General features: G+C 63.0%; 20 protein-coding genes. 5 read left to right on the top strand and 15 right to left on the bottom strand.

The features are described from left to right. Positions 1-78 precede the first annotated feature (78 nt). The 5 genes from AC72UB_RS04355 to iolG form a co-directional block, all read right to left on the bottom strand. Positions 79-612, bottom strand: coding sequence for an adenine phosphoribosyltransferase (locus tag AC72UB_RS04355; RefSeq protein WP_505188680.1), 534 nt, complete (start codon positions 610-612; stop codon positions 79-81). Positions 613-621: 9 nt separating this feature from the next. Further along, complete coding sequence (locus AC72UB_RS04350) at positions 622-1,284, bottom strand: DUF2927 domain-containing protein (protein WP_505188679.1); 663 nt, start codon at positions 1,282-1,284, stop codon at positions 622-624. A gap of 97 nt (positions 1,285-1,381) precedes the next feature. Further along, positions 1,382-2,251, bottom strand: coding sequence for an S-methyl-5'-thioadenosine phosphorylase (locus tag AC72UB_RS04345; protein ID WP_505188678.1), 870 nt, complete (start codon positions 2,249-2,251; stop codon positions 1,382-1,384). Positions 2,252-2,316: 65 nt separating this feature from the next. Continuing rightward, entirely contained in the window at positions 2,317-3,948 is a 1,632-nt protein-coding gene (locus AC72UB_RS04340) for a calcium-binding protein (RefSeq protein WP_505188677.1), read from the bottom strand. Between the two features lie 276 nt (positions 3,949-4,224). Next, a complete protein-coding gene (gene iolG / locus AC72UB_RS04335) occupies positions 4,225-5,226 on the bottom strand; it encodes an inositol 2-dehydrogenase (protein ID WP_505188676.1) in 1,002 nt (333 codons plus the stop codon). A gap of 112 nt (positions 5,227-5,338) precedes the next feature. On the opposite strand from iolG, the gene AC72UB_RS04330 reads away from it, so the two are divergent. Further along, complete coding sequence (locus AC72UB_RS04330; protein WP_505188675.1) at positions 5,339-6,172, top strand: MurR/RpiR family transcriptional regulator; 834 nt, start codon at positions 5,339-5,341, stop codon at positions 6,170-6,172. Positions 6,173-6,306: 134 nt separating this feature from the next. Here the strand turns inward: AC72UB_RS04330 and AC72UB_RS04325 are convergent, their stop codons facing one another. After that, positions 6,307-7,197: a hydrogen peroxide-inducible genes activator gene (locus AC72UB_RS04325; RefSeq protein WP_505188674.1), complete on the bottom strand. Its 891-nt coding sequence runs from the start codon at positions 7,195-7,197 to the stop codon at positions 6,307-6,309. 129 nt (positions 7,198-7,326) lie between these two features. On the opposite strand from AC72UB_RS04325, the gene katG reads away from it, so the two are divergent. Next, entirely contained in the window at positions 7,327-9,537 is a 2,211-nt protein-coding gene (katG, locus tag AC72UB_RS04320; RefSeq protein ID WP_505188673.1) for a catalase/peroxidase HPI, read from the top strand. Positions 9,538-9,657: 120 nt separating this feature from the next. On the opposite strand, the gene AC72UB_RS04315 is transcribed toward katG, so the two are convergent. From AC72UB_RS04315 to AC72UB_RS04285, 7 genes are all read right to left on the bottom strand, one after another. Beyond that, positions 9,658-11,193, bottom strand: coding sequence for a CRTAC1 family protein (locus AC72UB_RS04315; protein WP_505188672.1), 1,536 nt, complete (start codon positions 11,191-11,193; stop codon positions 9,658-9,660). Continuing rightward, positions 11,186-12,499 (bottom strand): vanadium-dependent haloperoxidase, encoded by a 1,314-nt coding sequence (locus AC72UB_RS04310; protein ID WP_505188671.1) that lies wholly within the window; start codon positions 12,497-12,499, stop codon positions 11,186-11,188. The genes AC72UB_RS04315 and AC72UB_RS04310 overlap by 8 nt, the downstream gene beginning before the upstream one ends. Further along, complete coding sequence (gene xylA / locus AC72UB_RS04305; RefSeq protein ID WP_505188670.1) at positions 12,496-13,797, bottom strand: xylose isomerase; 1,302 nt, start codon at positions 13,795-13,797, stop codon at positions 12,496-12,498. The genes AC72UB_RS04310 and xylA overlap by 4 nt, the downstream gene beginning before the upstream one ends. A 9-nt stretch (positions 13,798-13,806) precedes the next feature. Next, the gene (gene xylB, locus AC72UB_RS04300) at positions 13,807-15,243 is read right to left on the bottom strand and encodes a xylulokinase (protein ID WP_505188669.1); all 1,437 of its coding nucleotides are present in this window, start codon (positions 15,241-15,243) and stop codon (positions 13,807-13,809) included. Position 15,244: 1 nt separating this feature from the next. Then, complete coding sequence (locus AC72UB_RS04295; RefSeq protein ID WP_505188668.1) at positions 15,245-16,006, bottom strand: ATP-binding cassette domain-containing protein; 762 nt, start codon at positions 16,004-16,006, stop codon at positions 15,245-15,247. Positions 16,007-16,018: 12 nt separating this feature from the next. After that, complete coding sequence (locus AC72UB_RS04290) at positions 16,019-17,410, bottom strand: sugar ABC transporter permease (protein ID WP_505188667.1); 1,392 nt, start codon at positions 17,408-17,410, stop codon at positions 16,019-16,021. Positions 17,411-17,559: 149 nt separating this feature from the next. Then, positions 17,560-18,585, bottom strand: a complete 1,026-nt coding sequence (locus AC72UB_RS04285; RefSeq protein WP_463290959.1) for a substrate-binding domain-containing protein — start codon at positions 18,583-18,585, stop codon at positions 17,560-17,562. Between the two features lie 212 nt (positions 18,586-18,797). On the opposite strand from AC72UB_RS04285, the gene AC72UB_RS04280 reads away from it, so the two are divergent. Beyond that, on the top strand, positions 18,798-20,075 hold the full coding sequence (locus AC72UB_RS04280; protein ID WP_505188666.1) for an ROK family protein: 1,278 nt from the start codon (positions 18,798-18,800) through the stop codon (positions 20,073-20,075). A gap of 50 nt (positions 20,076-20,125) precedes the next feature. Here AC72UB_RS04280 and ychF read toward each other — a convergent pair whose 3' ends face one another. Next, complete coding sequence (gene ychF, locus AC72UB_RS04275; protein ID WP_505188665.1) at positions 20,126-21,223, bottom strand: redox-regulated ATPase YchF; 1,098 nt, start codon at positions 21,221-21,223, stop codon at positions 20,126-20,128. Positions 21,224-21,307: 84 nt separating this feature from the next. After that, positions 21,308-22,918 (bottom strand): sulfatase-like hydrolase/transferase, encoded by a 1,611-nt coding sequence (locus AC72UB_RS04270; protein ID WP_505188664.1) that lies wholly within the window; start codon positions 22,916-22,918, stop codon positions 21,308-21,310. A gap of 139 nt (positions 22,919-23,057) precedes the next feature. Between AC72UB_RS04270 and trpA the strand changes: the two genes are divergently transcribed. Both trpA and AC72UB_RS04260 read left to right on the top strand, forming a co-directional pair. Next, positions 23,058-23,849 (top strand): tryptophan synthase subunit alpha, encoded by a 792-nt coding sequence (trpA, locus tag AC72UB_RS04265; protein WP_505188663.1) that lies wholly within the window; start codon positions 23,058-23,060, stop codon positions 23,847-23,849. 143 nt (positions 23,850-23,992) lie between these two features. Then, positions 23,993-25,156, top strand: a complete 1,164-nt coding sequence (locus tag AC72UB_RS04260; RefSeq protein ID WP_505188662.1) for an alpha-hydroxy acid oxidase — start codon at positions 23,993-23,995, stop codon at positions 25,154-25,156. The last annotated feature ends 1 nt before the right edge of the window (position 25,157 follow it).

Genomic DNA, 25,157 nt, shown 5'->3' with positions numbered 1-25,157 from the left:
GGGGTCTGCCCTTGTTTTGCGGTGCTGGCAGGTTAGCCCATGCCATCGGGACGCACAATCTGTGGGCCGGGTGGGCGGTCATAGCCCGTCAAAGGCGCACAGGGCATGCACCTCCATCCCCATGCCTTCCAACCGCTTGCGTCCCCCCAGATCAGGCAGATCGACAACAAAGGCGCAGCCGATCACCTGCGCGCCGAGCCGCTCGATCAGCTTGATCCCGGCCTCGGCGGTGCCGCCCGTGGCCAAAAGATCATCAACCAACAGCACCTTTTCCCCCGGTGCCATGGCGTCGTCATGCACCTCCACCACCGCCTCGCCGTATTCCAGCGTATAGGCTTGGCTAATCGTCTGGCCGGGCAGCTTGCCCTTCTTGCGGATCGGCACAAACCCGGTCGAAAGCTGATGCGCCACAGCGCCCCCAAGGATAAACCCCCGCGCCTCCAGCCCCACCACCTTGTCAATCCGCATCCCGGCATAGGGGGCCAAAAGCTGATCGACACACATCCGAAACCCGCGCGGATCGGCAAAGAGCGTGGTCACATCGCGAAACAAGATCCCCTCATGCGGGAAATCAACGATGGTGCGGATATAGTCGCGGACAGATTTCGCCATGTCGGCCCCTTATGGATAAAGCCGGCGCAGGGCCTTGCGGTCCTGCCCGATGAGGGTGGTGGTTGCATTGCTGTCTTGTGACAGGATCGAGCGGCCTTCGTAATAGCGGTTTTCGATGTCATAGATAAAGCCAAGGGTCTGAAAAAGTTCTTCCAGCATGACCGATCGAATATCCTCAATCGCGATATCCTCGGCGATCAGCACCGAGGCGTCGGTGATCTCGCCCCGCTCATTCCACCACAGCCACATAAAGCCGACGCCAATCTGGTGACCATTGGGCATACGCGGAATGTTGCGGGTTTTCTCGCCCTCTGACAGGGCAGGGCGCGAGATGATGATGTCAGGCTCCCTCAGGCGATCATCGCGGGTGATGCGAATGGCCGACCCGGCGCGGTTGATCTGGTCGATCGCATGATCCAGCGCCTGCGAGACGGCTTCGCCCAACTCGTGCGGATAGCGGCGGTGGGCCGGGGCCAGCGCCACACTCAGCTCTGGGTCTGGCCAGCGCACCACTGGGCCAAGGCACGCACCGCCCGGAGTGGCGCCGCAGGTGGCCAGCCGGAAGAAATCCTTATCCGACAGCTTGCCTTCACTGGCGACGCCGTCATCGGCCAGCGCCTGCGCTGCGGCCAAGCACAGTGCGGCCACCGCCAAAAGCCCCGCTCTCGCCATGCCTCATTGCCCTTTCGTGCCCCCCGTCCTCGCTATCACGACCGCGCCAAGCGCCACAAGGCAGGGCCTTGTTCTGGCGACCGGGCGGGCAGACGGATCAGCCCAGAACCCGCCCCGCCACAGCATCCAGCCGCGCCAAAAGCGCAGGGTCGCGCTTGTCGGGTGCGGTCATCAGCGCATGGTCCAGCGCGCGGTCGCAGCCATGCGGGCAGGGCGTGCGATCTGGCGGCAACAGGCCGGGCAGGGCGGCGATCAGGCTGCGCGCGGCCCCGGCGTTGGCGGCCAGCGTGGCAATCACCTGCGCCACATCCACCGCGCCATGGCCCTCGTGCCAGCAGTCATAATCGGTGACCATGGCGACGCTGGCATAGCACATCTCCGCCTCGCGGGCGAGTTTGGCCTCGGGCATCCCCGTCATGCCAATCACATCGGCCCCCCACCCGCGATACATCAGACTTTCGGCGCGGGTGGAAAACTGCGGGCCCTCCATCGCCAGATAGGTCGCCCCCTGATGCACGCGAACGCCCACGATCGCGGCCGCCTCGGCGCAGGCCGCCGAGAGGCGCGGGCAGGTCGGATGGGCCAGCGACACATGCGCCACACAACCGGGGCCGAAAAAGCTTTTCTCGCGGGCAAAGGTGCGGTCAATATACTGATCAACCAGCACAAAATCACCGGGCGCGAAATCCTCGCGCAAAGACCCAACAGCCGACACTGCCACAATATCCGTGCAGCCCAGCCGCTTCAGCGCATCCAGATTGGCCCGGTAATTCACCGAGGAGGGCGTCTCCACATGCCCCCGGCCATGGCGCGGCAGAAAGGCCATCGGCATGCCCGACAGCCGCCCCACCAAAACCTCATCCGAAGGCTTGCCCCACGGGGTTTTCACCTTGACCCATGACGCCCCCTCCAGCCCATCCATCTGATAGACACCCGAGCCGCCGATGACGCCGATCATGGGTTTCATTCCCGCACTCCATTGCCTGCTGCCCGAAAGATGTTCAGGCAGCACGCAGGCTTTGGCAAGACGGCTTAGATCACCATGAAAACAGAGAAATCAGTATGGGTCAGGCCAAGCGCCGGGTTCAGGGTCGCGACCTGCACATTGCCTCCCGCCGCCGAGCCGTTGGCATCGTAAAACACTTTGCCGGTGTCGGTCTCATAGATGATCCGATGTGCCGCCGTCGTCGCCGCACCCGCGGTGTTGGCGGCAAAGGCCGCAGCCGTCAGCGAACCCCCGGCAATCGCCGAGAAGATCGCGTTATCCAAAAGGATCTTATCGCTGCCTCGGGCAAAGTCCGTGATCCGGTCGATGTTGGTTGCGGACAAGGCGGTGTTGAACACGAAAGAATCGGTGCCACCGCCACCCGTCAGAACATCCTTGCCCAGAGCACCGTTCAGGAAGTCATTGCCCAATCCGCCGATCAGCGTGTCATTGCCCAAACCGCCGCTCAAGCTGTTGTTGCCAGAGTTGCCGGTCAAATTGTTTGCAAGCCCGTTTCCCGTGCCATTGGTGTTGGCCACCCCTAACAAGGTCAGATTCTCAACAAAGCGCAGGCCGAGGGTGGACTCCAGATCGAAGCTGATCGTGCTGCTCACCGTATCCCGACCCCCGGCATCAGTGGTGCTGGCGGTCGTTGTGGTTTCAAAAACCCGGTCCCCTGCCGCATCCACGAAATACCGATCATTGCCAGCCCCGCCCAGCATGGTGTCGGTGCCCGTTCCGCCATCCAGCAGGTCATTGCCGGTCCCGCCTTCCAGCCTGTCTGCGCCGTTCAGCCCAAACAGCAGATCATTTCCGCCTTGACCTTTCAGCGTATTGGCCACCCCGTCGCCCGTCAGATTGTCTGACCCGGTCAAAGACCCCCAAATGCTTTCAAACTCGGTGTAACTGTCGCCCGCCGCCGCCCCAGTGTTCGACGCAGGCGTGGTCAAGTTCACCCTGACCGTGCCGGAATTGCTGAAATCCAAAACATCATTGCCACTGCCGCCAACCGCAACCTCGATGTTTGGTCCGGGCCGCAGAATGTCATTGCCGCCGCCCATGGTAATGGTGCCGTTGATCCGGCCGCCCACATTGTCGACAACGTCAGCCAAGTTGCCCAGAGAAACCTCGCCGCGCATTTCACCCCGGTTGGTGATAAGGTAGGTTGTGTTTACTTCAGACTCTAGGCTGAAATTGCCGCCCCAAATCAGCCCAGTATTGGATAACGTGATAGTCCCGAAGTCGACGGAATTATAAGTTATGCCGCTGCTTCCACCAATAATCTGCCCTGAGTTTATAATGCGACCCGTATGGGTCGCATTGTTTAACTCGGTGATGATTCCATAGAATGCGCCGCTGATTTGGCCTGCGTTCTCAAGGTTGAAATTGTTTCCAGCCATCAAAACGGCATAGAAGGCTGATGAAACGACGGCACCTTGCTCGACCTCTATCGAGCGGTTGGATGCAATGGGATTGCTAAAGCGAATAGCCCCGGTATTGGCATAAAGCGTTGTTCCGCTGGAAACCACCGCTGCGATATTCGACGCGTTACTATCCAAGACATAGTCGCTCGTTGAAATCAGGCTAAGGCCTGATCCGATGAAAACCGTTTCATTGGCCGTTAAAGTCTCGCGCGGTCCTGCGCCTGTCCAATTGCTGTTAATCACAGTTAATGACATGTCGCTCTCCTAAAAAAACAAGGCGCGGCAAAGGTGCTGCGCGGGTCAAATAAATTCGGATTTTAAAGGCAGCCAGAATTCAAAGTCAGAGCCAGCGAAGACCAAACGCTCCGCGCATCACAATGCTGGAGGCTAGGCGCAGGACAGTCAAAAAGTCAAGAAATCCGCGGTAAAGCCGCAGCTCGTGCCAAGGTCCACGGGGCCCGACACGTGGCAACGAAAAGGGCAGGCCCAGTCCTGGCCCGCCCTCGCGTCAAAGCTATGTGCTTGCCACCGTTACAAAATCTCCGCCATCTTCACCACGCGCCCCTCGGCGACCGACTTCAGACACGCCTCCGCCAAAGCCAGCGCGATCAGCCCATCTTCGCCCGAAGGCGTCGCGGGGGTCTTGCTGGACAGTGCCGCGATAAAGCCCGAAATTTCGGCGGCATAGGCCTCGGTATAGCGGGTCATGAAGAAATCATGCAGCGGCGGGCGGGTGTATCCGGCGGCCGTGGCCACCTCAATCGACACCGGGCGCTGGTTTTCCGCCGACACCGCCCCCTTGGCGCCATGCACCTCGATCCGCTGGTCATACCCATAGGTCGCCCGGCGCGAGTTCGAGATCATCGCCTGACGGCCAGACGCGGTTTTCAGCATCACCTGAACAGAATCAAAATCCCCCGCCGTGCCAATCGCCGGATCGACCAGCACGGACGCAGTGGCGACCACCTCGGCCACCTCCTCGCCCAAGAGGAACCGCGCCATATCCAGATCATGAATCGTCATGTCGCGGAAAATCCCACCCGACCGGGCGATATACTCCACCGGCGGCGCCCCGGGATCGCGCGAAGTGATGACCACCATCTCCACCGCGCCAATGCTGCCCTTGTCGATCTCGGCGCGCACAGCGCGGAAATGCGGGTCAAAGCGGCGGTTGAACCCCACCATCAGCGTGCCCTTATGGGCGCGCACCACCTCAAGGCATTGCTTGACGCGGGTCAGCGACAAATCAATCGGCTTTTCGCAGAACACCGCTTTGCCCGCCTTGACGAATTGCTCAATCAGGTCGGCATGCGTGTCGGTGGGCGTGCAGATCACCACCGCGTCAATGTCGGCCGAGGCGCAGATCGCGTCGATCGACCGCACATCACAGCCATATTGATCCGCAATCGCCTGTGCGGCGGCGGGAAAGGCATCGGCCACCGCCACGAGCTTGGCCTTAGGGTCGCCCGTCACAGCCTTTGCATGCACCCTGCCGATGCGCCCTGCGCCCAAAAGTCCGAACCGAACCGTCATCTTGCTTGTCCTTTGTTGCAGGAATGGAATACTCGCCCAAGGCGCGTTTGGATTTGGAATATTTATTCCATCTGCTATCCTGCGTCAAAGGAAACGCGTCAAGAGGGCATGGATGACCGACGACACCAAGACGGCCTCCACCGCCCCCCAAACGGTTGAGGCCTTCAGCGCCCGTCTGGCCGACCTCGCCGACGGCCTGCCCAAACGCCTGCGCCAATGCGCCGATCATGTCGCCGCGAACCTTGACCGCATCGCGGTCTCCACCGTCGCCGATCTGGCCGCCGGGGCCGATGTGCCGCCCTCGGCCGTGATGCGCTTTTGCCAGATCATGGGCTTTGCGGGCTTTTCCGACATGCAGCGGCTGTTCCGGGACGCCTATGCGCCGGGCTTTCCCGATTATGCCACCCGTCTGGCTGCGCTGCGCGGCGGGGCAGGGGGCGCGTCGCGGCTGGTGGCCGAGTTTGTTGAGGCCGGGCGTCTGTCACTCGAAGGGCTGACCGCTGCGGTCGATGAGGCGGCGCTGGAGCAGGCCGTGGCACTGCTCGCAGGCGCGGGCATGGTGCATGTCGTCGGCCTGCGCCGCGCCTATCCGGTGGCCGCCTACCTCGCCTATGTCTTTGAAAAGATGTCGGTCCCGGCCATGCTGCATGACGGGGCAGGCAAGCTGGACCATCGCCACGCGCTGCGGCCCGGCGATGCGGTGCTGGCCATCAGCTTTGCCCCCTATTCCGAGGAAACGCTGGCCTTGGCCACCGACGCCCTCGCGCTTGGGGTGCCGGTGGTGGCGCTGACCGACCAAGTGACCAGCCCCCTTGCCCGCGCCGCACAGGCGGTCTTGACCGTGCAAGAGGTGGATTTCGGGGCCTTCCGGTCGTTGTCGGCCACGCTGACCATGGCCATTGCTCTGGCGGTCGCCGTCGGCACCGCGCGCGGGACGCAGGGCTAACAGCCCCCACCCCATCCCTCTCCACAAGGGGGAGGGCGTCACAAAGTCTGCCCCCCGTACCGCGGTTTTGTCGCCTGTCACCTCCCCTCCCCCTCGTGGGGAGGGGCTGGGGGTGGGGGCCTCGCAACCCCAGATCACCCCCCACCACAGCGCCGCACCACCTCGGCAATCTGCACCAACTGCCGGGCCAAGGGGCTGGTGCGCCGCCACACCATCCCGATCTGCCGCGACGGGCGCGGGGCGGCAAAGGCCGCCACCGACACCGGCGCCAGCCGGGTTTCCACCGCCACCGCCATCTCGGGGATCAAGGTGACCCCAATGCCCGCACCCACCATCTGAACCAGCGTCGTCAGCGAGGATCCATCCATCAACTCGCGCGGCTGCACGCTTTGGCGGTTGCAAAAGGACAGCGCCTGATCGCGAAAGCAATGGCCTTCCTCCAACAGCAAAAGCCGCATCTCGCGCAGCGTCTCCGCACTTGGCACCGGTTTGCCCGCATCGGCCAAAGGCCGCACCAGCACGAATTCTTCGGAAAAGAGCGGCACCTCCACCAAAGACGGCTCCGACACCGGCAGCGCGACGATGGCGCAATCCAAACGCCCCTCGCCCAAGTCTTGCAACAGTTTGGGCGTGATCGTCTCGCGCAGCTGCAACTCCAGCGCCGGATAGGCGCGCGTCACATCGCCAATCACACGCGGCAAAAGATAGGGCGCCACCGTGGGAATGACCCCCAGCCGCAGCCGCCCCGCCATCTGGTCCCGCCCGATGCGCGCGGCATCCTCCAACTCGTCCACCAGCCGCAGAATTTCCCGCGCCCTTGCGGCAAATTCCTCGCCAAACGACGTCAACCGCACCGCCCGCGCCCCCCGATCAAAGAGCGCGCTGCCAAGCCCAGCCTCCAACTCCTTGATCTGCATCGACAGCGCAGGCTGCGAAATCGCAGACACCTCGGCCGCGCGGCCAAAATGGCCGGTGCGCGCCAAAGCCTCGAAATAGCGAAGCTGTTTGAGCGTAGTGTTCCCCATAAGTAAATCTTATCAAAGTAATCAGTAAATGCAACTTAAACCAATCGCAGAACTCTGTTAGAACCATTCCAGAGATCGGGACTCACTCAAGGTGCGCCCCGCTGCCCCGCTTTCAATAAGGAGACCGAGATGGACGGAAACAACGCAGGCAAATGCCCGGTGATGCACGGCGCCAAGGCCGCGACCCATGGCGCGCGCACCAACAAAGAATGGTGGCCGAACCAGTTGAATCTGGCCATCCTGCACCAGCACAGCCCCGCCTCGAACCCGATGGGCGCGAATTTCAGCTATGCCGAAGCCTTCGCCAAGATCGACTATGCCGCGCTGAAGGCGGATATGGCCAAGCTGATGACCGACAGCCAAGACTGGTGGCCGGCAGACTGGGGCCATTACGGCGGCCTGATGATCCGCTTGGCTTGGCACTCGGCCGGCACCTACCGCACCGCCGATGGCCGCGGTGGCGCCTCGACCGGCACCCAGCGCTTTGCGCCGCTGAATTCCTGGCCCGACAACGGCAACTTGGATAAGGCCCGTCGCCTCCTGTGGCCGATCAAGCAAAAATACGGCAACGGTATTTCTTGGGCCGACCTCTATATCCTCGCGGGCAACGTCGCCTTGGAAACCATGGGCTTCAAGACCTTTGGCTTCGGCGCAGGCCGCGAAGATCTTTGGGCGCCCGAAGAAGACATCTACTGGGGCTCGGAGGCCGAATGGCTGCAAGTGTCGGGCAAGGAAAACAGCCGCTACAAGGGCGAGCGTGAGCTGGACAACCCGCTTGCCGCTGTGCAGATGGGCCTGATCTATGTGAACCCCGAAGGCCCCGATGGCGTGGCCGATCCGGTCGCCTCGGGCCGCGATGTGCGCGAAACCTTTGGCCGCATGGCGATGAATGACGAAGAAACCGTCGCCCTGATCGCCGGTGGCCACACCTTCGGCAAAGCCCACGGTGCAGGCGATGCCGCCCTCGTCGGCCCCGAGCCGGAAGCCGCACCTTTGGAAGCCATGGGCTTTGGCTGGATCAACAAGTTCGGCACGGGCAAGGGCATCCACACCACCACCTCCGGCATCGAAGGCGCGTGGAAGCCGAACCCGACCACTTGGGACAACGGCTATTTCAACATGCTGTTCAAGTATGAATGGGAACTGACCCACTCCCCCGCCGGCGCGCAAATCTGGCTGGCCAAGGATGTCGAACCGCAAGACATGATCCCCGATGCGCATGATCCCAGCATCAAGCATCGCCCGATGATGACCACGGCCGACCTCTCCCTGCGCTTTGATCCGATCTACGAGAAGATCTCGCGCCGCTTCCACCAAGACCCGGCCGCCTTCGCCGATGCCTTCGCCCGCGCTTGGTTCAAACTGACCCACCGCGATTCCGGCCCGAAGGCGCTCTACCTTGGCCCGGAAGTCCCGGCCGAAGATCTGATCTGGCAAGACCCGGTTCCGGCCTGCGATCACGCGCTGATCGACAGCTCCGACATCGCGGCTCTGAAGGCGCAGATCCTTGGCGCGGGCCTCTCCACGCAGGAATTGGTGCTGGCGGCTTGGGCCTCGGCCTCGACCTATCGCGGCTCGGACAAGCGCGGCGGCTCGAACGGCGCCCGCGTGCGTCTGGCCCCGCAAAAGGATTGGGCGGTCAACGACCCGTCCAGCTTGGCCAAAGTGCTCAAGGCGCTCGAGGCCATTCAGGCGGCCTTCAACGCCAAGGCGTCGGGCGGCAAGAAAGTCTCCTTGGCCGACCTGATCGTTCTGGGCGGTACGGCAGCGGTAGAACAGGCGGCCCATGCCGCAGGTCACCCGGTGGCCGTGCCCTTCACCCCGGGCCGGATGGACGCCAGCGCCGAGCACACCGATGCCGAGAGCTTTGAGCCGATGGAGCCCGTCGCCGACGGCTTCCGCAACTGGCAAAAGCAAAGCTACCGCGTGACGGCCGAGGAAATGCTGGTCGATCGCGCCCAGCTTCTGACGCTGTCGGCCCCGGAAATGACGGTGCTGGTTGGCGGCATGCGCGCCCTTGGCGCCAATGCTGGCGGCGCGAAGCACGGCCTCTTCAGCGCCCGTACTGGTGCGCTGACGACCGACTTCTTCACCGCCATTCTGGACATGGGCACGGCTTGGGCCCCGACCTCCGAGGACGCGCAGTCCTTCGAAGGCCGCGATGCCAAGACGGGTAAGGTGAAGGCCACCGCCAGCCGCGTGGACATGGTGTTCGGCTCCAACTCGCAACTGCGCGCGCTGGCCGAGCTTTATGCCCAAGCTGACAACGCCGGGCGCTTTGTCGCGGATTTCGCCGCCGCATGGGACAAGGTGATGAACCTTGGCCGCACGGATCTCTAACTGACAAAGGGCGCGGGGATCCCCCCGCGCCCTTTTTCTCTGCCGCGTCGAGCACTTTGTGCACCCCTCGGCGACCACCCCACGAGGAGTGCACGAAGTGCTCGACGAGGAGCGCCCTGCCTAGCGCTTCATCTCCACAGCCTCACCCGGCCGCGCCTGAACCCACTCCGACACGACACCATCCGGCCAGATCACCCGCACCTCGGCAGCCCCGGCGGTGCCAATCCCGAAATGCCACGGCGCCAGCACGCCTGACAGATGCCCACCGCCCACGGTCACCTCGCGGCGCTGCAATCCCTGATCGGTCCGCACCTCAATCCACGCCCCCACCGCGTTGCGATTGGCTCCGCTTTGCACCGGGTCGACCGTGATGAACCCGCCCAAACCTTCCGAGACATTGCGCCAAATCTGCGCCGTCTCCCAACGGTTCACGGCCAAGAGATCCAGCATCCCGTCACTGTTGAAATCCGCCACCGCCCCGCCGCGCCCGGTGGCAAAGCTCAAGGCCTGCGCGCCTGCCTCAAGGAAACTGCCATCGGTGCGCTGCAGGAAGAGGTTGTTGGGATCCTTGGCGGCAAAGTCGGGCATGGTCGAAACATTGCCCTTCACCACATAAAGATCTGCCAACGCATCGTTGTTCACATCCTCAAACTGCGCATGCCACGCGGTCGAGGGGCGCGCATCCTCGCCGGTGAACGGCATATGTGCCGTCACCCCGCGCTTGAACGCCTGATCCTTATAGCGCGGCAAGCCGCCCGCCTTGGGGTCAAGCACCTGCAATTTGTTGTCGGCCATCGAGGTGAGGTAATATTCGTTGAACCCGTCAGCATTCAGGTCATGGGCCGCAATGCCCATCCCCCAGATGCGCAACCGCTGCCAACCCTCAGCCTCGGTCCACAAGCGTGGGGTGGCCTCCATATGCCACAGTTGCTCTTGCCCGCCCTTGTAATACTGCCGGTCGTTTGACACCCGCAGATCGCGCACGCCGGTGCCGGACCAATCCGAAAAGAGGATCGACAGTGCGCAATGGCTGGGGGTCAGGGGCAGGGGCGCTGCAAAGCCCGCGCCTTTCGGCTCGCTTGAACTGGGGCGGTGCAGCCAATTGTCAGTGCAAGACCCCCACGGGAAGGCCTCTTCAAAGCGGTCAACATAATTGCCCACAGCAAGCGTCGGCCAATCCTGCCCCGCCTCCCACGTCGCGGCAAAGGCGGTGGACCACGCATCGCCCCCGTCAAAGCCCCAAGTGGCATTGGCATCTTCAAACCGGCAATCGCCAAGCCCGCGCATCAGATGGTTTTCCCCAATCCGCAGCACCGCCAGATCGGTGATCCCGTCGCTGTCGACGTCCAACGGATAGGCCCCCGTCACCGCCGTCAGCCCCAGCCCGTCGACCGGTTCAAAGCGCAAAGCGCCCCCCGGCTCTGACATGTTGCGATACATCCCCGCAGGCCCCTCACCGCCCGCGATGAACACATCCAGCCGCGCATCGCCGTCGCAGTCAAACACCGCCGCGCCGCCGCCGACCATGTATTGCCAGTCGCCGGTATAGGCGGTGGTGATGCCCGATGTCGCGGTCTCCTCGACGTAAGTCGGCAGGGCCGGGTCTTCGGCCAGAGCGGGGCTCGCCAAGAGCGTCAGAAGCACCAACTTACGCACGGGTTTTCAGCCCCAGAATATGCCCTGCCACACAAGCCCCCTGTGCCAGCCCGTTCTCATTGGCCATCGGATAATGGATGCCGCCATAAAGCCGCGACATCGCAGCCTCCTCAGCGGCCTCGCGGAACCCGGCAAAGGACCGCACGCCCAAGCCATCCTCCTCATGCGTGTGGTCGTCAAAGGCAAAGCCCGGCCCGTAAAGCCCCTCCAAGACCCCCGCCGCCGCACCCGATTGGGTGGAATGGCCCGACGGGTATTCTGGAAACGGCGGGGTGATCAGCATCGGCTCCCAATCGGGATCCATCACCCGGCGGATATAGGTGACCGGGCGCAACAGGTCATGCTCATACTTCGACCGCCAGTTCTGAATGAACCCGTCCGAAATCGCCATGCCCAGCAGGGCCAGCACCTCGGCCCGGCGCTCCACCGGGGGGGCGTCGCGGTCGAAAATGTCCAGCATGATCGACACCCAATGCCCCGGCGGGGTGGGCGACATCATCGGATCATCCGACCAGAACCGCGCGATGGCTTTGTGCTCGTCGGTCAGGTTTTTTGACGCCTGATAGGTCGCCATCGCCTGCGCATGGAACTCCGATCCGGGCTCCTCGCTGTAGGGTGGCGGTGGCGGCAGCCCGCAGGCGCCGTCCGTCGGAATGGCAAAGGGTCGGTTCGTGCCCCAATGCGGCAACAAGGGCTTTTGCTGCACCCCGATGGTCGAGGTGGGCCGCCAGCTTTCGGGCTTGTCGCCCAAGGTATACGCCTTGGGAAAGCCCATGTTTTCAATGACCGCGCCGCCATCGCCGGCCGCCCAGTCCAGAATATGCTGCGCCACCGCCGCGCCATGCGTGCGGCTCCGCGCCACGAGATCAGGGCCCAGCCCCGCCTCCAGTGTCGCAGCCATGTCCGTCCGCATCGCCTCCATCGCGCGCAGGCCCATCGGGCCGGTATTGCCGAACAAAACCGCCATCGCCGCCCCAAGGGCGGCATCCAGCACCAGCGCCTCGTCATGCGGGGCGGCCTCGCGGGCGGGCAGGGGGGCAAGCTCTGGCACTTGGCCCGCAAGGCTGCGCAAGCTTGCATTGCCCGTGGCCAAAGCCTCAAAGGCGGTGATGCCCAGATAGGCAAAAGACCGCGCCGCCACCGGGGGCGAATAGGTGGCGGTGTTGCGGATCAACTCGATCAACAGCCGATACCACTGGCCCAAGACCGCCTCCGCCGCCCGGGTCTCGGCCAGGGCAGGCAGCGGCAGCGCGGCCAGACCGCAGGCCGCCGCCCCTTGCAGGAAACGGCGGCGGGACGGGGTCATACGTAACGGTTCCACATGTTTTCCAATCGCTCTTGCCGGCCCGATTTCGGCTCGGGCTCCAGCCCTTCCGCAGCGACACGCGCCGCCGCCGCCTCAAGCCCGCCTGCCAGCATGGCCTTGGCCGCAGGCGTCGTCCAGCCCGCATACCGCGCCTTGCGCGCGGCTTCCAACTCGCCGCTTTCCAACAGCGCCGCCGCCGATTTCAGCGCCCGCGCGCAGGTGTCCATCCCGCCCACATGGGCCAAGACCAGATCTTCGGCATCCAAAGACTGCCGCCGGATCTTGGCGTCAAAATTGGTGCCGCCGGTGGTGTAACCGCCCGCCCGCAGGATCTCATAAAACGCCAGCGCCTTTTCGGCGTGGTTGTTCGGGAACTGGTCGGTGTCCCAGCCCGACTGGTAATCATTGCGGTTCATGTCGATCGACCCGAAAATTCCCAAGGACGCCGCCGTGGCAATCTCATGCTCAAACGAATGGCCCGCCAGAATGGCATGGCCCTGTTCGATGTTCACCTTGACCTCATTCTCCAGACCGAAATCCTTGAGGAACCCGTAAACCGTGGCCACGTCATAATCATACTGATGCTTCGACGGCTCTTGCGGCTTCGGCTCGATCAGGATCGTGCCCTTGAAGCCGATCTTGTGCTTGTACTCGACCACCTGCTGCAAGAACCGCCCCGCGTGCGCCCGCTCGGCGGACAGATCGGTGTTGAGCAGCGTCTCATACCCCTCACGCCCGCCCCACAGCACATAGTTCGCCCCACCCAGTTTGTGCGTGGCGTCCAGATTGGCCTTCACCGTCGCCGCCGCATAGGCATAGACATCCGGATCGGGGTTGGTGGCCGCCCCCGACATCCAGCGCCGATGGCTGAAAAGGTTTGAGGTGCCCCACAACAGCTTGGCCTTATGCTGGCCCTGCTTTTGCGCGAAATAGTCAACGATCTCATCAAGGTTGCGCTTGCTCTCGGCGAATGTCGCGCCTTCGGGGCGCACATCGGCATCGTGGAAGCAGTAAAAGGGCACGCCCAGAATATCGAACAACTCAAACGCCGCATCCGCCTTGGCCTTGGCCGCTGCCATCGTATCGGCAAACCACGGGCGTTGCAGGGTCTGCCCGCCAAACGGATCACCGCCCTGATAGGCAAAAGAGTGCCAATAGGCGACGGCAAAGCGCAGATGCTCCTCCATCCGCTTGCCCATCACCACCTCATCGGGGTTGTAATGGCGGAAGGCAAACTCATTGGTGGAACCGGGGCCTTCGTAACGAATGGCCGGAATGCCGTGGAAATAGCCGGGCATGATATGTCCTTAGATCTGGCAGCCCCGCAGGGCGGTTTGGGCGGCACGGAACCGGGCATGGCCCGCGCCAAAGGCATCAACAAGCGCGCGGTCCGGATCGACCGAGCGCGCAATCTTCGGGCGCGTGGCAATCTCGGCCCCGGCCCCGGTGGCGGCCATCAGGCCCAGCCGCGCCGCGCCAAAGGCACCGCCGAAATCGCCCGCAACGGGCAGATCAACTGGCACCTCCAGCGCCGTGGCAATGGCGCGCAGCCAATAGTCCGACCGCGACCCGCCGCCAACGGCCAGCAACCGCTCAATCTTGGTGCCGGTGGCGGCCAAGGCATCGCGGCAATCGCGCAGGGCAAAGGTCACACCTTCCAGCACCGCACGGGTGCCTGCGGCGGTGTCGGTGGCATGCTCAAGCCCCATGAAAGACCCGCGAATGGCGGCATCGTTCAAAGGCGTCCGCTCCCCACCCAGATAGGGCAGGAACAAAGGCTTGCCCGGCGCCTGCAGCGCGCCAAGCGCACCCGTCAGCGCCGCCGCATCTTGGCCGACAAAGCGGCCATACCAGTTCAAGGCATCGGTCGCGGCCAAGATCACGCCCATCTGGTGCCATGACCCCGGCAACGCATGGCAGAACGTATGCACCGCGGTCGCCGGATCAGGCTGATAACCGTCATTTGCCGCGAAGAGCACACCACTTGTGCCCAAAGACACAAAGGCCTCGCCCGCCCGCACCACGCCAACCCCCACGCCCGAGGCGGCATTGTCGCCACCCCCACCTGCGACCACCACCCGGCCCATGCCCCAGCGTTCCGCCAACGTGTCGCGCAACACCCCCGACACCGCCGAGCCTTCAACCAAACGCGGCATCTGCGCACGCGAAAGCCCGGTCGCGGCCAAAAGATCATCCGACCAATCGCGCGCGCCCGTGTCTAGCCACGAAGTCCCCGCCGCATCCGACATCTCGGCCACATGATCGCCGATCAGCCACAGCCGCAGATAATCCTTCGGCAGTAAAACCTTGGCCACCTTGGCCCAAACGCCCGGCTCATGCGCCCGCACCCAATCCAGCTTTGGCGCGGTAAACCCCGGAAACACGATATTGCCCGACAGCGCCCGAAACCGCGGATCAGCGTCCAGCCGCGCCGCCTCAACATGGGCACGCGTGTCATTCCACAAGATGCAAGGCCGCAGCACATTGTCCGACGCATCCAAGAGCGTCGCGCCATGCATATGGCCCGACAGCCCAATGCCTTGCACCTTGCCCAACCCAAACCCGGCCAGCTTGTCCAGCACAGTCTCCGCCGCCGCAATCCAATGCGATGGCTCTTGCTCTGACCAGCCCTCGGCAGGGCGGCTCACCGTCAGCGGGGCCGATGCCTCGGCCAGCACCTCTTGGCGGTCATTGATGAGAATGCCCTTCAGCCCCGAAGTGCCAAGGTCCAACCCAAGGAACATGTCAGTAGGCCTGCGGTGGCTTTTTGCCCATGATGATCATGCCCAGAATGTCGTCATCGGTGACTTCGTTCACATTCACCGTGCCAACGCGCTGGCCGTTTTTCATCACCACCGCCCGATCACAGAGCTTCATCACGTTGTGAATGTCATGCTCGATCAGGAAAATGCCCAAGCCCTGCGCCTTCAGCTCCTGAATAAGCTCGGCCACCATCTGCGTTTCATGCGGGCCAAGGGCGGCGGTGGGTTCGTCCATGATCAGGATCTTGGCGTTGAAATAGACCGCCCGCGCAATGGCGACCGATTGGCGCTGGCCACCCGACAGCATGTTCACCGGCACGTTGAACTTGCGGAAGTTCGGGTTCAGCCGCCCCATGATCTTGCGGGTTTCGGCCTCCATCGCGGTCTCGTCGACAAAGCCCATCGCGCCGACCAGCTCGCGGCCCAGAAACAGGTTCGACGCCGCATCCAGATTGTCGGCCAAGGCCAGCGTCTGGTAGATCGTCTCGATGTTATAGCCGCGCGCGTCGCGGGGATCGTTGATCTCCACCTCTTCGCCGTTGATCAGGATCTGGCCTGCGTCTTTCTTGTAAGCGCCCGACAGGCACTTGATCAGCGTCGATTTCCCCGCGCCGTTATGGCCCAAAAGGCCCACAACCTCGCCGGGGAACAGGTCCACCGTGACGTGATCCACGGCCTTGATACCGCCAAAAGCAATCGAGATGTCGCGCAGCTCGACAAGCGGGGTTCCGGTTCTGTCTACCATGATCTTGGCCCCTTACTTGATGCGTTTGCGGTAAACGATGTCCAGCCACACGGCCAGAACCAGCGCCACGCCGATCACGATGCGCTGATACGACCCGTCGCCAAAGCCGATCAGCACCATCCCGGTCTGCAAGGAGGTCAGGATCAAGGCGCCGATGATCGCGCCATAGATCGTGCCAACCCCCCCCGCCAGCGAGGTGCCGCCAACCACGGCGGCGGCGATGACGTAAAGCTCGTCCAGATTGCCCATCGCATTGGTGGCGCTGTTCTGGCGTGCCGCCCCGATGACAGCGGCGATGCCCGCAAGGCCGCCCATCAGGGTAAAGATCTTGACCGTCATCATCTGCGTGTTGATGCCCGACAGGGCCGCAGCTTCCGGGTTGCCGCCGATGGCAAAGACATAGCGACCAAAGCGGGTGCGGGTCATCAAGACGGTCATAAAAATGGCCACCACAATCATGATCAGGACCGGATAGGCAAAGCCATGGCCAAAGCTGGCGCAGACATCACTGTAGATGTCGCCGCCCTTTTGGGCGCAGGCCGGAACCTCTGCCCCGATGCTTGCATAGTATTTCTGAATGTTCCCAATCGGCCAGATATAGGCGTTCACCAGCGCGGTCGCCCCAATGATCACGCTGCACACCAGACCAATCACAAAGGTCTCAGCCCAAACTGGACGCAGCGAGAAGCCATGCTTTTGGCGCGACTTGCGGCTGTTGAGAAAGGCCCAGACCACAAAGACGCAGGCGATCACGCCGAAGATCCAGCTGCCCGTGCGCCCCAGCGCCCCGAAAGACCCGCCGCCGATCAGGGAGAAGGTCTCATCCAAGGGCGCAATGGTCTTGCCGCCTGCCACCAAAAAGGCGGCACCGCGCCAGACCAAAAGCCCGCCCAGCGTGACGATGAAGGACGGAATGTTCAAAAACGCGATCAGCACACCTTGAAAGGCCCCGATCAAGGCTCCCATGGCGATGCCAAAGATCACCGTGATGATCCAGATCGTCGGATGGCCCAGCCCCAGCGCGGGTGTCAGCCATTCCACCTGCAACAGACCCATATACATGCCGACCATGCCCATGATCGAGCCGACCGACAGGTCAATGTTGCGCGTGATGATGACCAACACCATGCCCGTGGCCATGATCCCGATATAGGCGGTCTGCACCGAAAGGTTCCACAGGTTGCGCGGCGTCAGAAAGCCGTTCGCATCGGCCTGCGCCGCACCCAACAGCAGCGAGGGACGCCCCAAGACAAAGGTGGAGTAGGCCTCAAAGGCCACCCAGATCAGCAACAAAGCACCCACCATGCCCAACAGGCGAGGGTCAATCTCGGTTGCACGCAGAAAACGGCCAATGGCGCCTTCAGGATTGGTATTTGTTTGGGGGGAATGTGGGGTGTCGCTCATGACCTCGTCCAACCTGTGAGAGGGAGGTTGCCGGGACTGCCCAGCATGCCGCACGGCACGCAAAGGACACGCCACAAGGGGCGCAAGACCACCCGACTTCGAAAAAAACTCCGGCGCCACCGATCAGGTGGCGCCGGATGAGACTTAGATCACTGGCAAGCAGCGACGCCTTCCATGGCGCCCTCGCAAGCGGCTTCCTTGGAGATGTGACCTGCGTCAATCGCCAGATTCAGCGTGTCCTTGGTGATCGGGGTCGGGTTCAGCAGGATCGCGTTCATTTCAACGCCCTTCTCGCCACCCGAGAACTTCGACGCACCCGGGATTGCATCCAGAGCGGTGCCATCGGCCAAGGACGAAGCGATTTCGCCAGCGGCTTTACCCAGATCGCGTGCGTTCTTCCAAACCGAAACGGTCTGGGTGCCACGTGCCACGCGGTTGATCGCAGCCAAGTCGCCGTCCTGGCCACCAAGCGGAACGTTCAGGCCCTGTGCAGCCAAAGCCGCTGCAGCGCCACCGGCCATGCCGTCGTTCTGGCTCAGAACGGCGTCAACAGCGTTGTTGTTGGCGGTCAGGATCTGCTCCATGTTCTTCTGAGCATTCTCCGGCTTCCAGCCGTCCGAGTTGGCTTCGCCGACGATCACGATGTCGCCCGATGCCACAGCGGCGCCGATAACCTCTTCCATGCCCTGACGCAGGAAGCCAACGTTCGGGTCACCGGGGTCGCCCTTGATGATCGCGTAGTTGCCCTTGGGCGCCACAGCGAAGACCGACTCAGCGATGATCCGGCCCACGCCGACGTTGTCGAAGGTCAGATAGAAGGTGCGGTTGTCTTCGATCAGACGGTCATAGCCGACGACCGGAATGCCTTCAGCAGCGGCCTTTTCGATGGCCGGACCGATGGCGTCCTTGTCCCAAGCGTTGATGATCAGCGCGTCCACGCCCTGAGCGATCAGCGCGTCGATGTCCGACAGCTGCTTTTCAGCCGACGACTGAGCGTCTGCCGAGATGTATTCGTTGCCGGCAGCTTCGATCGCAGCCTTCATAGCGGCTTCGTCGATCTTCCAGCGCTCTTCTTGGAATTGCGCCCAGCTCACGCCGATTTTCTTGCCTTCAGCCAGCGCCGCTGACGAAAAGCCAACCGCTGCCATGACTGCAGCGATAAGAACCTTTTGCATGTGTATCCTCCCATGGATGTCGGCCCGCAAAAAGCCGGTCCGGCGGATTCGCCGATACCCACGCAGGCTGCGCTGAATAATTTCAGTTGTCAAAATATATTTGACGGTCCAAGCTGGCCTTGCATCAGAAATGATCCGGTTTCGCCGCAATGCAGCGAGTTTAGGGCGAAAACCGCGTGAGATCGGGTTATTTTAGTTTGGGGGCTGAAGTAATGACGCAAATGGGCGGCAGCGGGGCAGGGGGGGATCGGCCGAAAGGCGTGGGTCCACTGATTCCCCCTCTGACGGAAACCCAGCGCCCTTTGCGCCAGCAAATCTTTGAACGGATCCGCGCCGCAGGCCTCATCCCCCGCGTGACACTGGCGCGCGAGTTGGACGTCTCGCCCGCCTCCGTCACCACAATCTGCGCCGAATTGATCGAGGCTGGCCTGATCGAAGAGGTCGCCGCCCCCCGTGACGTCGAATCTGCCCGTGGTCGGCCCGCCGTGGCCTTGGGCGTGCGCGCCGCCTCGCATCTGGTGGCGGGGATGAAGCTTTCCGACCGCGAACATACCGCCGTGATCGTCGATTTCGCGGGCAATCTGGTGGCGGATGAGGCCGTACCGCGCCAGCCCGGCCCGATGACGCTGGACGAGCTTCTGACCGCCGTCGAAACTCTTCTCGCGCGGGTCTGCACCAAGGCCGGGGTCGCCCCGCAAGCCCTGTCCGCCATCGGCATCGGCGTTCCGGGCTTTGTCGATGTGGCGGCGGGGCTCGTGCATTGGTCCTCGGTCCTGCATGAGCGCAACATCCCACTGGCCGCCGCGGCCACCGCCCGCATTGGGGTGCCTGTCACCATCGACAACGACGCCAACCTCGTGGCCTTGGCCGAACTGTGGTTCGGCGCCGGGCGGGGCCTGTCAGACTTTGCCGTCGTCACCATCGAACACGGCGTCGGCATGGGCTTTGTGATGAACCACCGCATTTTCCGCGGCTCGGGGAGGCTCGGGATGGAGCTCGGCCACACCAAGGTTGAACTTGACGGTGCCTTGTGCCGCTGCGGCCAGCGCGGCTGTCTTGAGGCCTATGTCGCCGACTATGCCCTTGCGCGTGAGGCGACGACGGCGCTGAACCGCCCGGCGACCGACACCCTCTCGATCAACGCGCTGCTGGAAAGCCTCTATGACCACGCCAAGGCGGGCAATGCCACCGCCCGGTCGATCTTCCGCCGCGCGGGGCGCTATCTCGCGGTCGGGCTGTCAAATGTGGTCAACCTCTTTGACCCTGAGCTGATCATCCTCTCGGGTGACCGGATGCGCTATGACTACCTCTACGCCGCCGAAACGCTGGCCGAGATGGACAATCTGGCCATCAACTCCGGCCGCCCCCGCCCCAAGATCGAAATCCACGCTTGGGGAGACCTCCTCTGGGCCCACGGCGCCGCCGCCTTAGCACTTTCGGTGGTCAGCGAGCATCTCCTCGCCACCCAACGCGACCTCGCCGCGCAGTAATCGCGCGCCTCCCTCCCCCCGTGTCGGGGAGGGCTGGGGAGGGGGGCTGCTCAACCGCTGAACAAGAAGTGCAGCACGTCCCCGTCCTTGACCTCATAGGTCTTGCCTTCCACCCGGAACTTGCCAGCTTCCTTGGCCCCCGCCTCACCGTTGCCGGCGATATAGTCGTCATAGCCCACGGTCTCAGCCCGGATGAAGCCCTTTTCGAAATCGCCGTGAATGACCCCCGCCGCCTGCGGTGCCAGCGTGCCCTTGGCAATCGTCCAAGCGCGGGCCTCTTTCGGGCCGACGGTGAAATAGGTCTGCAGGCCCAAAAGCGTATAGCCCGCGCGGATCAGACGGTCCAAGCCCGCCTCGGCCAGCCCCATTTCCTCAAGGAACATCGCGGCCTCATCCTCGGCCAATTGGCTGATCTCTTCCTCGATCCGGGCCGAGATCACCACGCTGGCCGCCCCTTGGGCGCGGGCCATCTCGGCCACGCGGTCAGACTGGCTGTTGCCAGAGGCCGCCTTGGACTCCTCGACGTTGCAGACGTAAAGCACGGGCTTCGCCGTCAACAACTGCAACATGCGCCACTGCTTTTGGTCCTCGGCCGCAACCGCCACCGTGCGGGCAGGCTTGCCCGCGTTCAGCGCAGCCAAAGCGGCGCGCAAAAGCCGGTCTTGGTCGAGCGTATCCTGATCGCCCCCCCGCAGCTTTTTCGACAACGCCGTCAACCGCCGCTCGATGCTTTCCATATCGGCCAGCATAAGCTCGGTCTCAATCGTCTCGGCATCGGCGACCGGATCAATCCTGCCCTCGACATGGGTGATGTCGCCATCTTCAAAACAGCGCAGCACATGGGCAATAGAATCACATTCGCGAATATTGGCCAGAAACTGGTTGCCCAAGCCCTCGCCCTTCGACGCGCCCCGGACCAGCCCCGCAATATCGACAAAGGTCATCCGCGTCGGGATGATCTGCTTGGACCCGGCAATCGCCGCCAGCTTGTCCAGCCGCGCATCCGGCACCGCCACTTCGCCGACGTTCGGCTCAATGGTGCAAAACGGAAAATTCGCCGCCTGCGCCGCCGCCGTGCGGGTCAAGGCGTTGAACAGGGTCGACTTGCCCACATTCGGCAGACCCACGATACCCATCTTGAAACCCATAGTGCGCCCCTCCTGCGATCATGGCCTTGCCATAGCGAAGCCCGACCTGCGCTGCAAGTCAGCGTGGGGACAGGGTGGGCAGGATCAGGGCACTATGCCGGGCGCCCAGACCTTGTTGGCCAGGTCGACATCGGTGGCGATCATGCTGTCGAGCGCATCGATGCCGTTCTGCTCGACGATGGTTGGCGCGCTACCCAAAAGCGACCGCCCCAGTCCCGCCGCAACTGGGTCTTGCGCCCAGCCAAACCAGTCCAGCAGCGTGGGCATCACATCCACCATGCTGCCAGGTTTGGTTACCACCAGCCCCGGCTCGGCCCCCGCGCCAAGCATGATAAGTGTGTTGAACCCGTCATATTCGGGCGCAACGGCTGGGGGGGAAGGATGCATGCTGAGGTGATCTGACATCAGCACGATCGCGAGGGGCCGTTCAGGGCGCAGCCGCGCCTGTTTTGCCCGGGTATGCGTGATAAATGCCACCGTTTCGCCGATGGTACAGCGCAAGACGCGGTTCATATCGCGCGAAAAGGTGGCCTGCCCGTCATCGGTGCAATCCCGCGACAACAACCCGTTGTCTACATGCGGACCGATGGTTTCAACCAACAGCGCATAGGGCTGCGGTTGGCTTTGTAGATAGGCCAGCTTGCGGGTAGCGAAGTCGAACACCATCTGATCATCCTGCACCCAACCGATCAGCGACTGGGCGATTTCTTGGGGCGAATAGACGGCTTGCAGCTCGCGTAGGCCGGTGATGTCGTCAATCAGATGGGTGCGGAAAAAAGTATCAATGCCGCCATAGCCCAGATCACCGCCGACCACAAAGGCAGACCGATAGTTGCGCGCGGCCAGGATATCGCCGAGGCAGGTTATCGCGGGCATGAATTCGTCGATCTCTTCGAAATTGGCGCGGTAAAGCGCACCGCGGGGCACGATCGGCACCGCGCAATTGGTGGCCACAAGGCCCGCAAGACTCCAACTGGTGCCGACTATCTGGCCCACACGAGTGAAATTCATGCCCTCGGCGGCCAGCGCGTTTAGCGGCGCATAAAGATCCCCCCAGACCGCCGGATCGGCAAACTGCCGATCAGTGCTTTCCATGTAGATCATCACGATATCCGGTTGCAGATCGCCCGGCGTCACCGGCACCAGCGATGGTTGTAACAATTGCCGGGCAAGATCTGATGGCACGGTTGCGCGCAGCTGCGACACTGCCAGATATTGGATCACCGGGTTGATCGCCAGAACCGCAAGCGCTGCAAGCGCGAAATGGCGTGCCTGCCACCGGCCGAAACTGCTGAAACCTAGAAAGATCAAGATCAGCCCCACGCCACATAGCACGCCCTGCAGGATCGGTGTTTCCAGACCGGCAAGGGTGGCACCCTGCATGCCAAACTCTTTGTGGAACACGATGGCCAGCATGTCGATGCGCCCGAACGCCCGCGACAAGGCCACGGCGGGCACCAGCAAAACCGCCGCCACCACGATCAGCCAAAAGGCCCGAGGCCGTGGCCGCCACAGGGCGCGCCCGATCAGCAAAAAGCCCGCCATGATGCACAAGAGGAAGGCGATACCGGGCTTGTCCGGTGACAGCCAAGGCACGGCGGCGACCAGCGCTGCCAGCACAAAAGCCACCACCAGCAGGGCGATGGCCAGCATCTTGCGCAAAAGATGAGAGTTCTTTGATTTGGAGTCGTTCATGCTGCTTTGCTCAAAAAATGCGCGAAAGCAGCAATACCGTCTCCTGTGAGCTTGTCAACGAAACCCCTGCCCCGCGCCCCCATTGATTTTCCCGCCCCGGCCTGCGAAACCGCAGGGCAAGGAATCTCAGGGGCCCGCCATGACCAGACTTGACGACACTTTCGCGCGCCTGCGCTCGCAGGGCAAAAAGGCCTTCGTGTCTTATATCATGGCCGGGGATCCCGACATTGCGACCGCGCAGGCGGTGATGAACGGCCTTCCCGCCGCGGGCGTCGATGTCATCGAGCTGGGTCTGCCCTTCACAGACCCGATGGCCGATGGCCCGACCATCCAGCTTGCTGGCCAGCGCGCGCTTGAACACGGCATGACGGTGGATGCGACCTTGCAAATGGTCCGCGATTTCCGCGCCACCGATGCCACCACGCCGATCGTGCTGATGGGCTATTACAACCCGATCTATTCGCGCGGCGTTGATCTCTTCCTCAAGCAGGCCAAAGAGGCCGGGATCGACGGGCTGATCGTCGTCGACCTGCCGCCCGAAGAAGATGACGAGCTCTGCATCCCCGCGCAGGCCGCCGGGCTGAACTTTATCCGTCTGGCCACACCGACAACGGATGCGAAACGCCTGCCCACGGTGCTGCAAAACACCTCGGGCTTTGTCTATTACGTCTCGGTCACCGGCATCACCGGCGCGGCGGCGGCCCAAGCCGCCGATGTCGCCCCGGAAGTGGCGCGGATCAAGCAATCTACCGATCTGCCGGTCATCGTCGGCTTTGGCATCAACACCCCCGAAGCGGCCCGCACCATCGCCTCGGTGGCGGACGGCTGCGTGGTGGGGTCTGCCATCGTCAAGGAAATCGGCGCAGGCAAATCCCCTGCCGAGGTTCTGGCCTTTGTCGCCGCCCTCGCCGCAGGGGCGCATTCGGCCTAAGCGCCATCTCTAAGAACCGCCATCCACGACCTGTCCCATCGCCCGCCCCGCTGCCGCAGGGCGGGCTTGATCCTTTGTGCGTCAAGCGCTTGCGTGAGCCTGTCTGATTGGTAATATCACCTTACCAAATTTGGGGGTTTGCTATGGCTGTCATCACCTGCATCGACGATCTCAAGGCGATCTACGTCAAGAAAACCCCCAAGATGTTCTACGACTATGCGGAATCGGGCAGTTACACCGAGCAGACCTTTCGTGAGAACGTCACCGATTTCGCCAAGATCCGCCTGCGCCAACGCGTGGCGCGTGACCTGACCGGCCGCTCGACCGAAAGCACGATGATCGGCGAGAAAGTGGCCATGCCGGTCGCCCTCTCGCCTATCGGCTCTTGCGGCATGCAATCGCCCGATGGCGAGATCAAGGCCGCCCGCGCCGCCGCCGCCTTTGGTGTGCCCTTTACGCTCTCGACCATGTCGGTCTGTTCCATCGAAGACGTGGCCGAGCACTCTCCCACCCCCTTCTGGGTCCAGCTTTACGTCATGCGCGACGAGGAGTTCGTTGATGGTCTGATTGAACGGGCGCGGGCCGCGAAATGCTCCGCCCTTGTGCTGACGCTGGACCTGCAAATCCTCGGCCAGCGCCACAAAGACCTGAAGAACGGGCTGACGACACCGCCCCGACTGACCCTGCCCAATCTCCTCGACATGATGCTGAAACCGCAGTGGTCCTTGGGTATGCTGGCGACCCCGCGCCGCACCTTCCGCAACATCGTGGGCCATGCCAAAGGCGTGGGTAATCTCGCCTCGCTCACCTCATGGACCAACGAACAGTTTGACCCGCATCTGGATTGGAAAAAGGTGGAACGCATCCGCGACCAATGGGGCGGCAAGCTGATCCTGAAAGGCATCCTCGACGCCGACGACGCCCGCATGGCGGCCGACACCGGGGCCGATGCGATCATCGTGTCGAACCACGGCGGACGGCAATTGGATGGCGCGCTGTCCTCGATCCGCATGCTGCCGCAGATCGTGCGCGCCGTAGGGGATCGGACCGAGGTGCATCTCGACAGCGGCATCCGCTCGGGCCAAGACGTGCTGAAAGCCCTGGCCATGGGGGCCAAAGGCACCTTCATCGGCCGCAGCTATCTTTACGGCCTTGGCGCCATGGGGCAGGCAGGCGTGACCAAAGCGCTCGAGATCATTCATAAGGAACTCGACACCACCATGGCGCTCTGCGGCGTGCAAAAGGCCACGGACCTCTCGCGCGAACACCTCTTGGTGCCCGAAGATTTTGAGGGGCGCTGGGGGTGAG

The organism is Allotabrizicola aquatica (SeqCode), from assembly GCF_965194375.1.
Classification (GTDB): Bacteria; Pseudomonadota; Alphaproteobacteria; order Rhodobacterales; family Rhodobacteraceae; genus Tabrizicola_A; species Tabrizicola_A aquatica.
This window is presented reverse-complemented; position numbering and strand designations above follow the sequence as displayed.

Excerpts from the sequence above, each read along its gene's own strand:
- ychF (WP_505188665.1), bottom strand. The coding sequence starts at position 21,223 with ATGGGTTTCAAGATGGGTATCGTGGGTCTGCCGAATGTGGGCAAGTCG.
- AC72UB_RS04325 (WP_505188674.1), bottom strand. The coding sequence starts at position 7,197 with ATGGGGAACACTACGCTCAAACAGCTTCGCTATTTCGAGGCTTTGGCG.
- AC72UB_RS04355 (WP_505188680.1), bottom strand. The coding sequence starts at position 612 with ATGGCGAAATCTGTCCGCGACTATATCCGCACCATCGTTGATTTCCCG.
- AC72UB_RS04270 (WP_505188664.1), bottom strand. The coding sequence starts at position 22,918 with ATGAACGACTCCAAATCAAAGAACTCTCATCTTTTGCGCAAGATGCTG.
- katG (WP_505188673.1), top strand. The coding sequence starts at position 7,327 with ATGGACGGAAACAACGCAGGCAAATGCCCGGTGATGCACGGCGCCAAG.
- xylB (WP_505188669.1), bottom strand. The coding sequence starts at position 15,243 with ATGTTCCTTGGGTTGGACCTTGGCACTTCGGGGCTGAAGGGCATTCTC.
- AC72UB_RS04290 (WP_505188667.1), bottom strand. The coding sequence starts at position 17,410 with ATGAGCGACACCCCACATTCCCCCCAAACAAATACCAATCCTGAAGGC.
- AC72UB_RS04285 (WP_463290959.1), bottom strand. The coding sequence starts at position 18,585 with ATGCAAAAGGTTCTTATCGCTGCAGTCATGGCAGCGGTTGGCTTTTCG.
- AC72UB_RS04350 (WP_505188679.1), bottom strand. The coding sequence starts at position 1,284 with ATGGCGAGAGCGGGGCTTTTGGCGGTGGCCGCACTGTGCTTGGCCGCA.
- AC72UB_RS04345 (WP_505188678.1), bottom strand. The coding sequence starts at position 2,251 with ATGAAACCCATGATCGGCGTCATCGGCGGCTCGGGTGTCTATCAGATG.
- AC72UB_RS04280 (WP_505188666.1), top strand. The coding sequence starts at position 18,798 with ATGACGCAAATGGGCGGCAGCGGGGCAGGGGGGGATCGGCCGAAAGGC.
- AC72UB_RS04295 (WP_505188668.1), bottom strand. The coding sequence starts at position 16,006 with ATGGTAGACAGAACCGGAACCCCGCTTGTCGAGCTGCGCGACATCTCG.
- AC72UB_RS04340 (WP_505188677.1), bottom strand. The coding sequence starts at position 3,948 with ATGTCATTAACTGTGATTAACAGCAATTGGACAGGCGCAGGACCGCGC.
- AC72UB_RS04260 (WP_505188662.1), top strand. The coding sequence starts at position 23,993 with ATGGCTGTCATCACCTGCATCGACGATCTCAAGGCGATCTACGTCAAG.
- iolG (WP_505188676.1), bottom strand. The coding sequence starts at position 5,226 with ATGACGGTTCGGTTCGGACTTTTGGGCGCAGGGCGCATCGGCAGGGTG.
- trpA (WP_505188663.1), top strand. The coding sequence starts at position 23,058 with ATGACCAGACTTGACGACACTTTCGCGCGCCTGCGCTCGCAGGGCAAA.
- AC72UB_RS04310 (WP_505188671.1), bottom strand. The coding sequence starts at position 12,499 with ATGACCCCGTCCCGCCGCCGTTTCCTGCAAGGGGCGGCGGCCTGCGGT.
- xylA (WP_505188670.1), bottom strand. The coding sequence starts at position 13,797 with ATGCCCGGCTATTTCCACGGCATTCCGGCCATTCGTTACGAAGGCCCC.
- AC72UB_RS04330 (WP_505188675.1), top strand. The coding sequence starts at position 5,339 with ATGACCGACGACACCAAGACGGCCTCCACCGCCCCCCAAACGGTTGAG.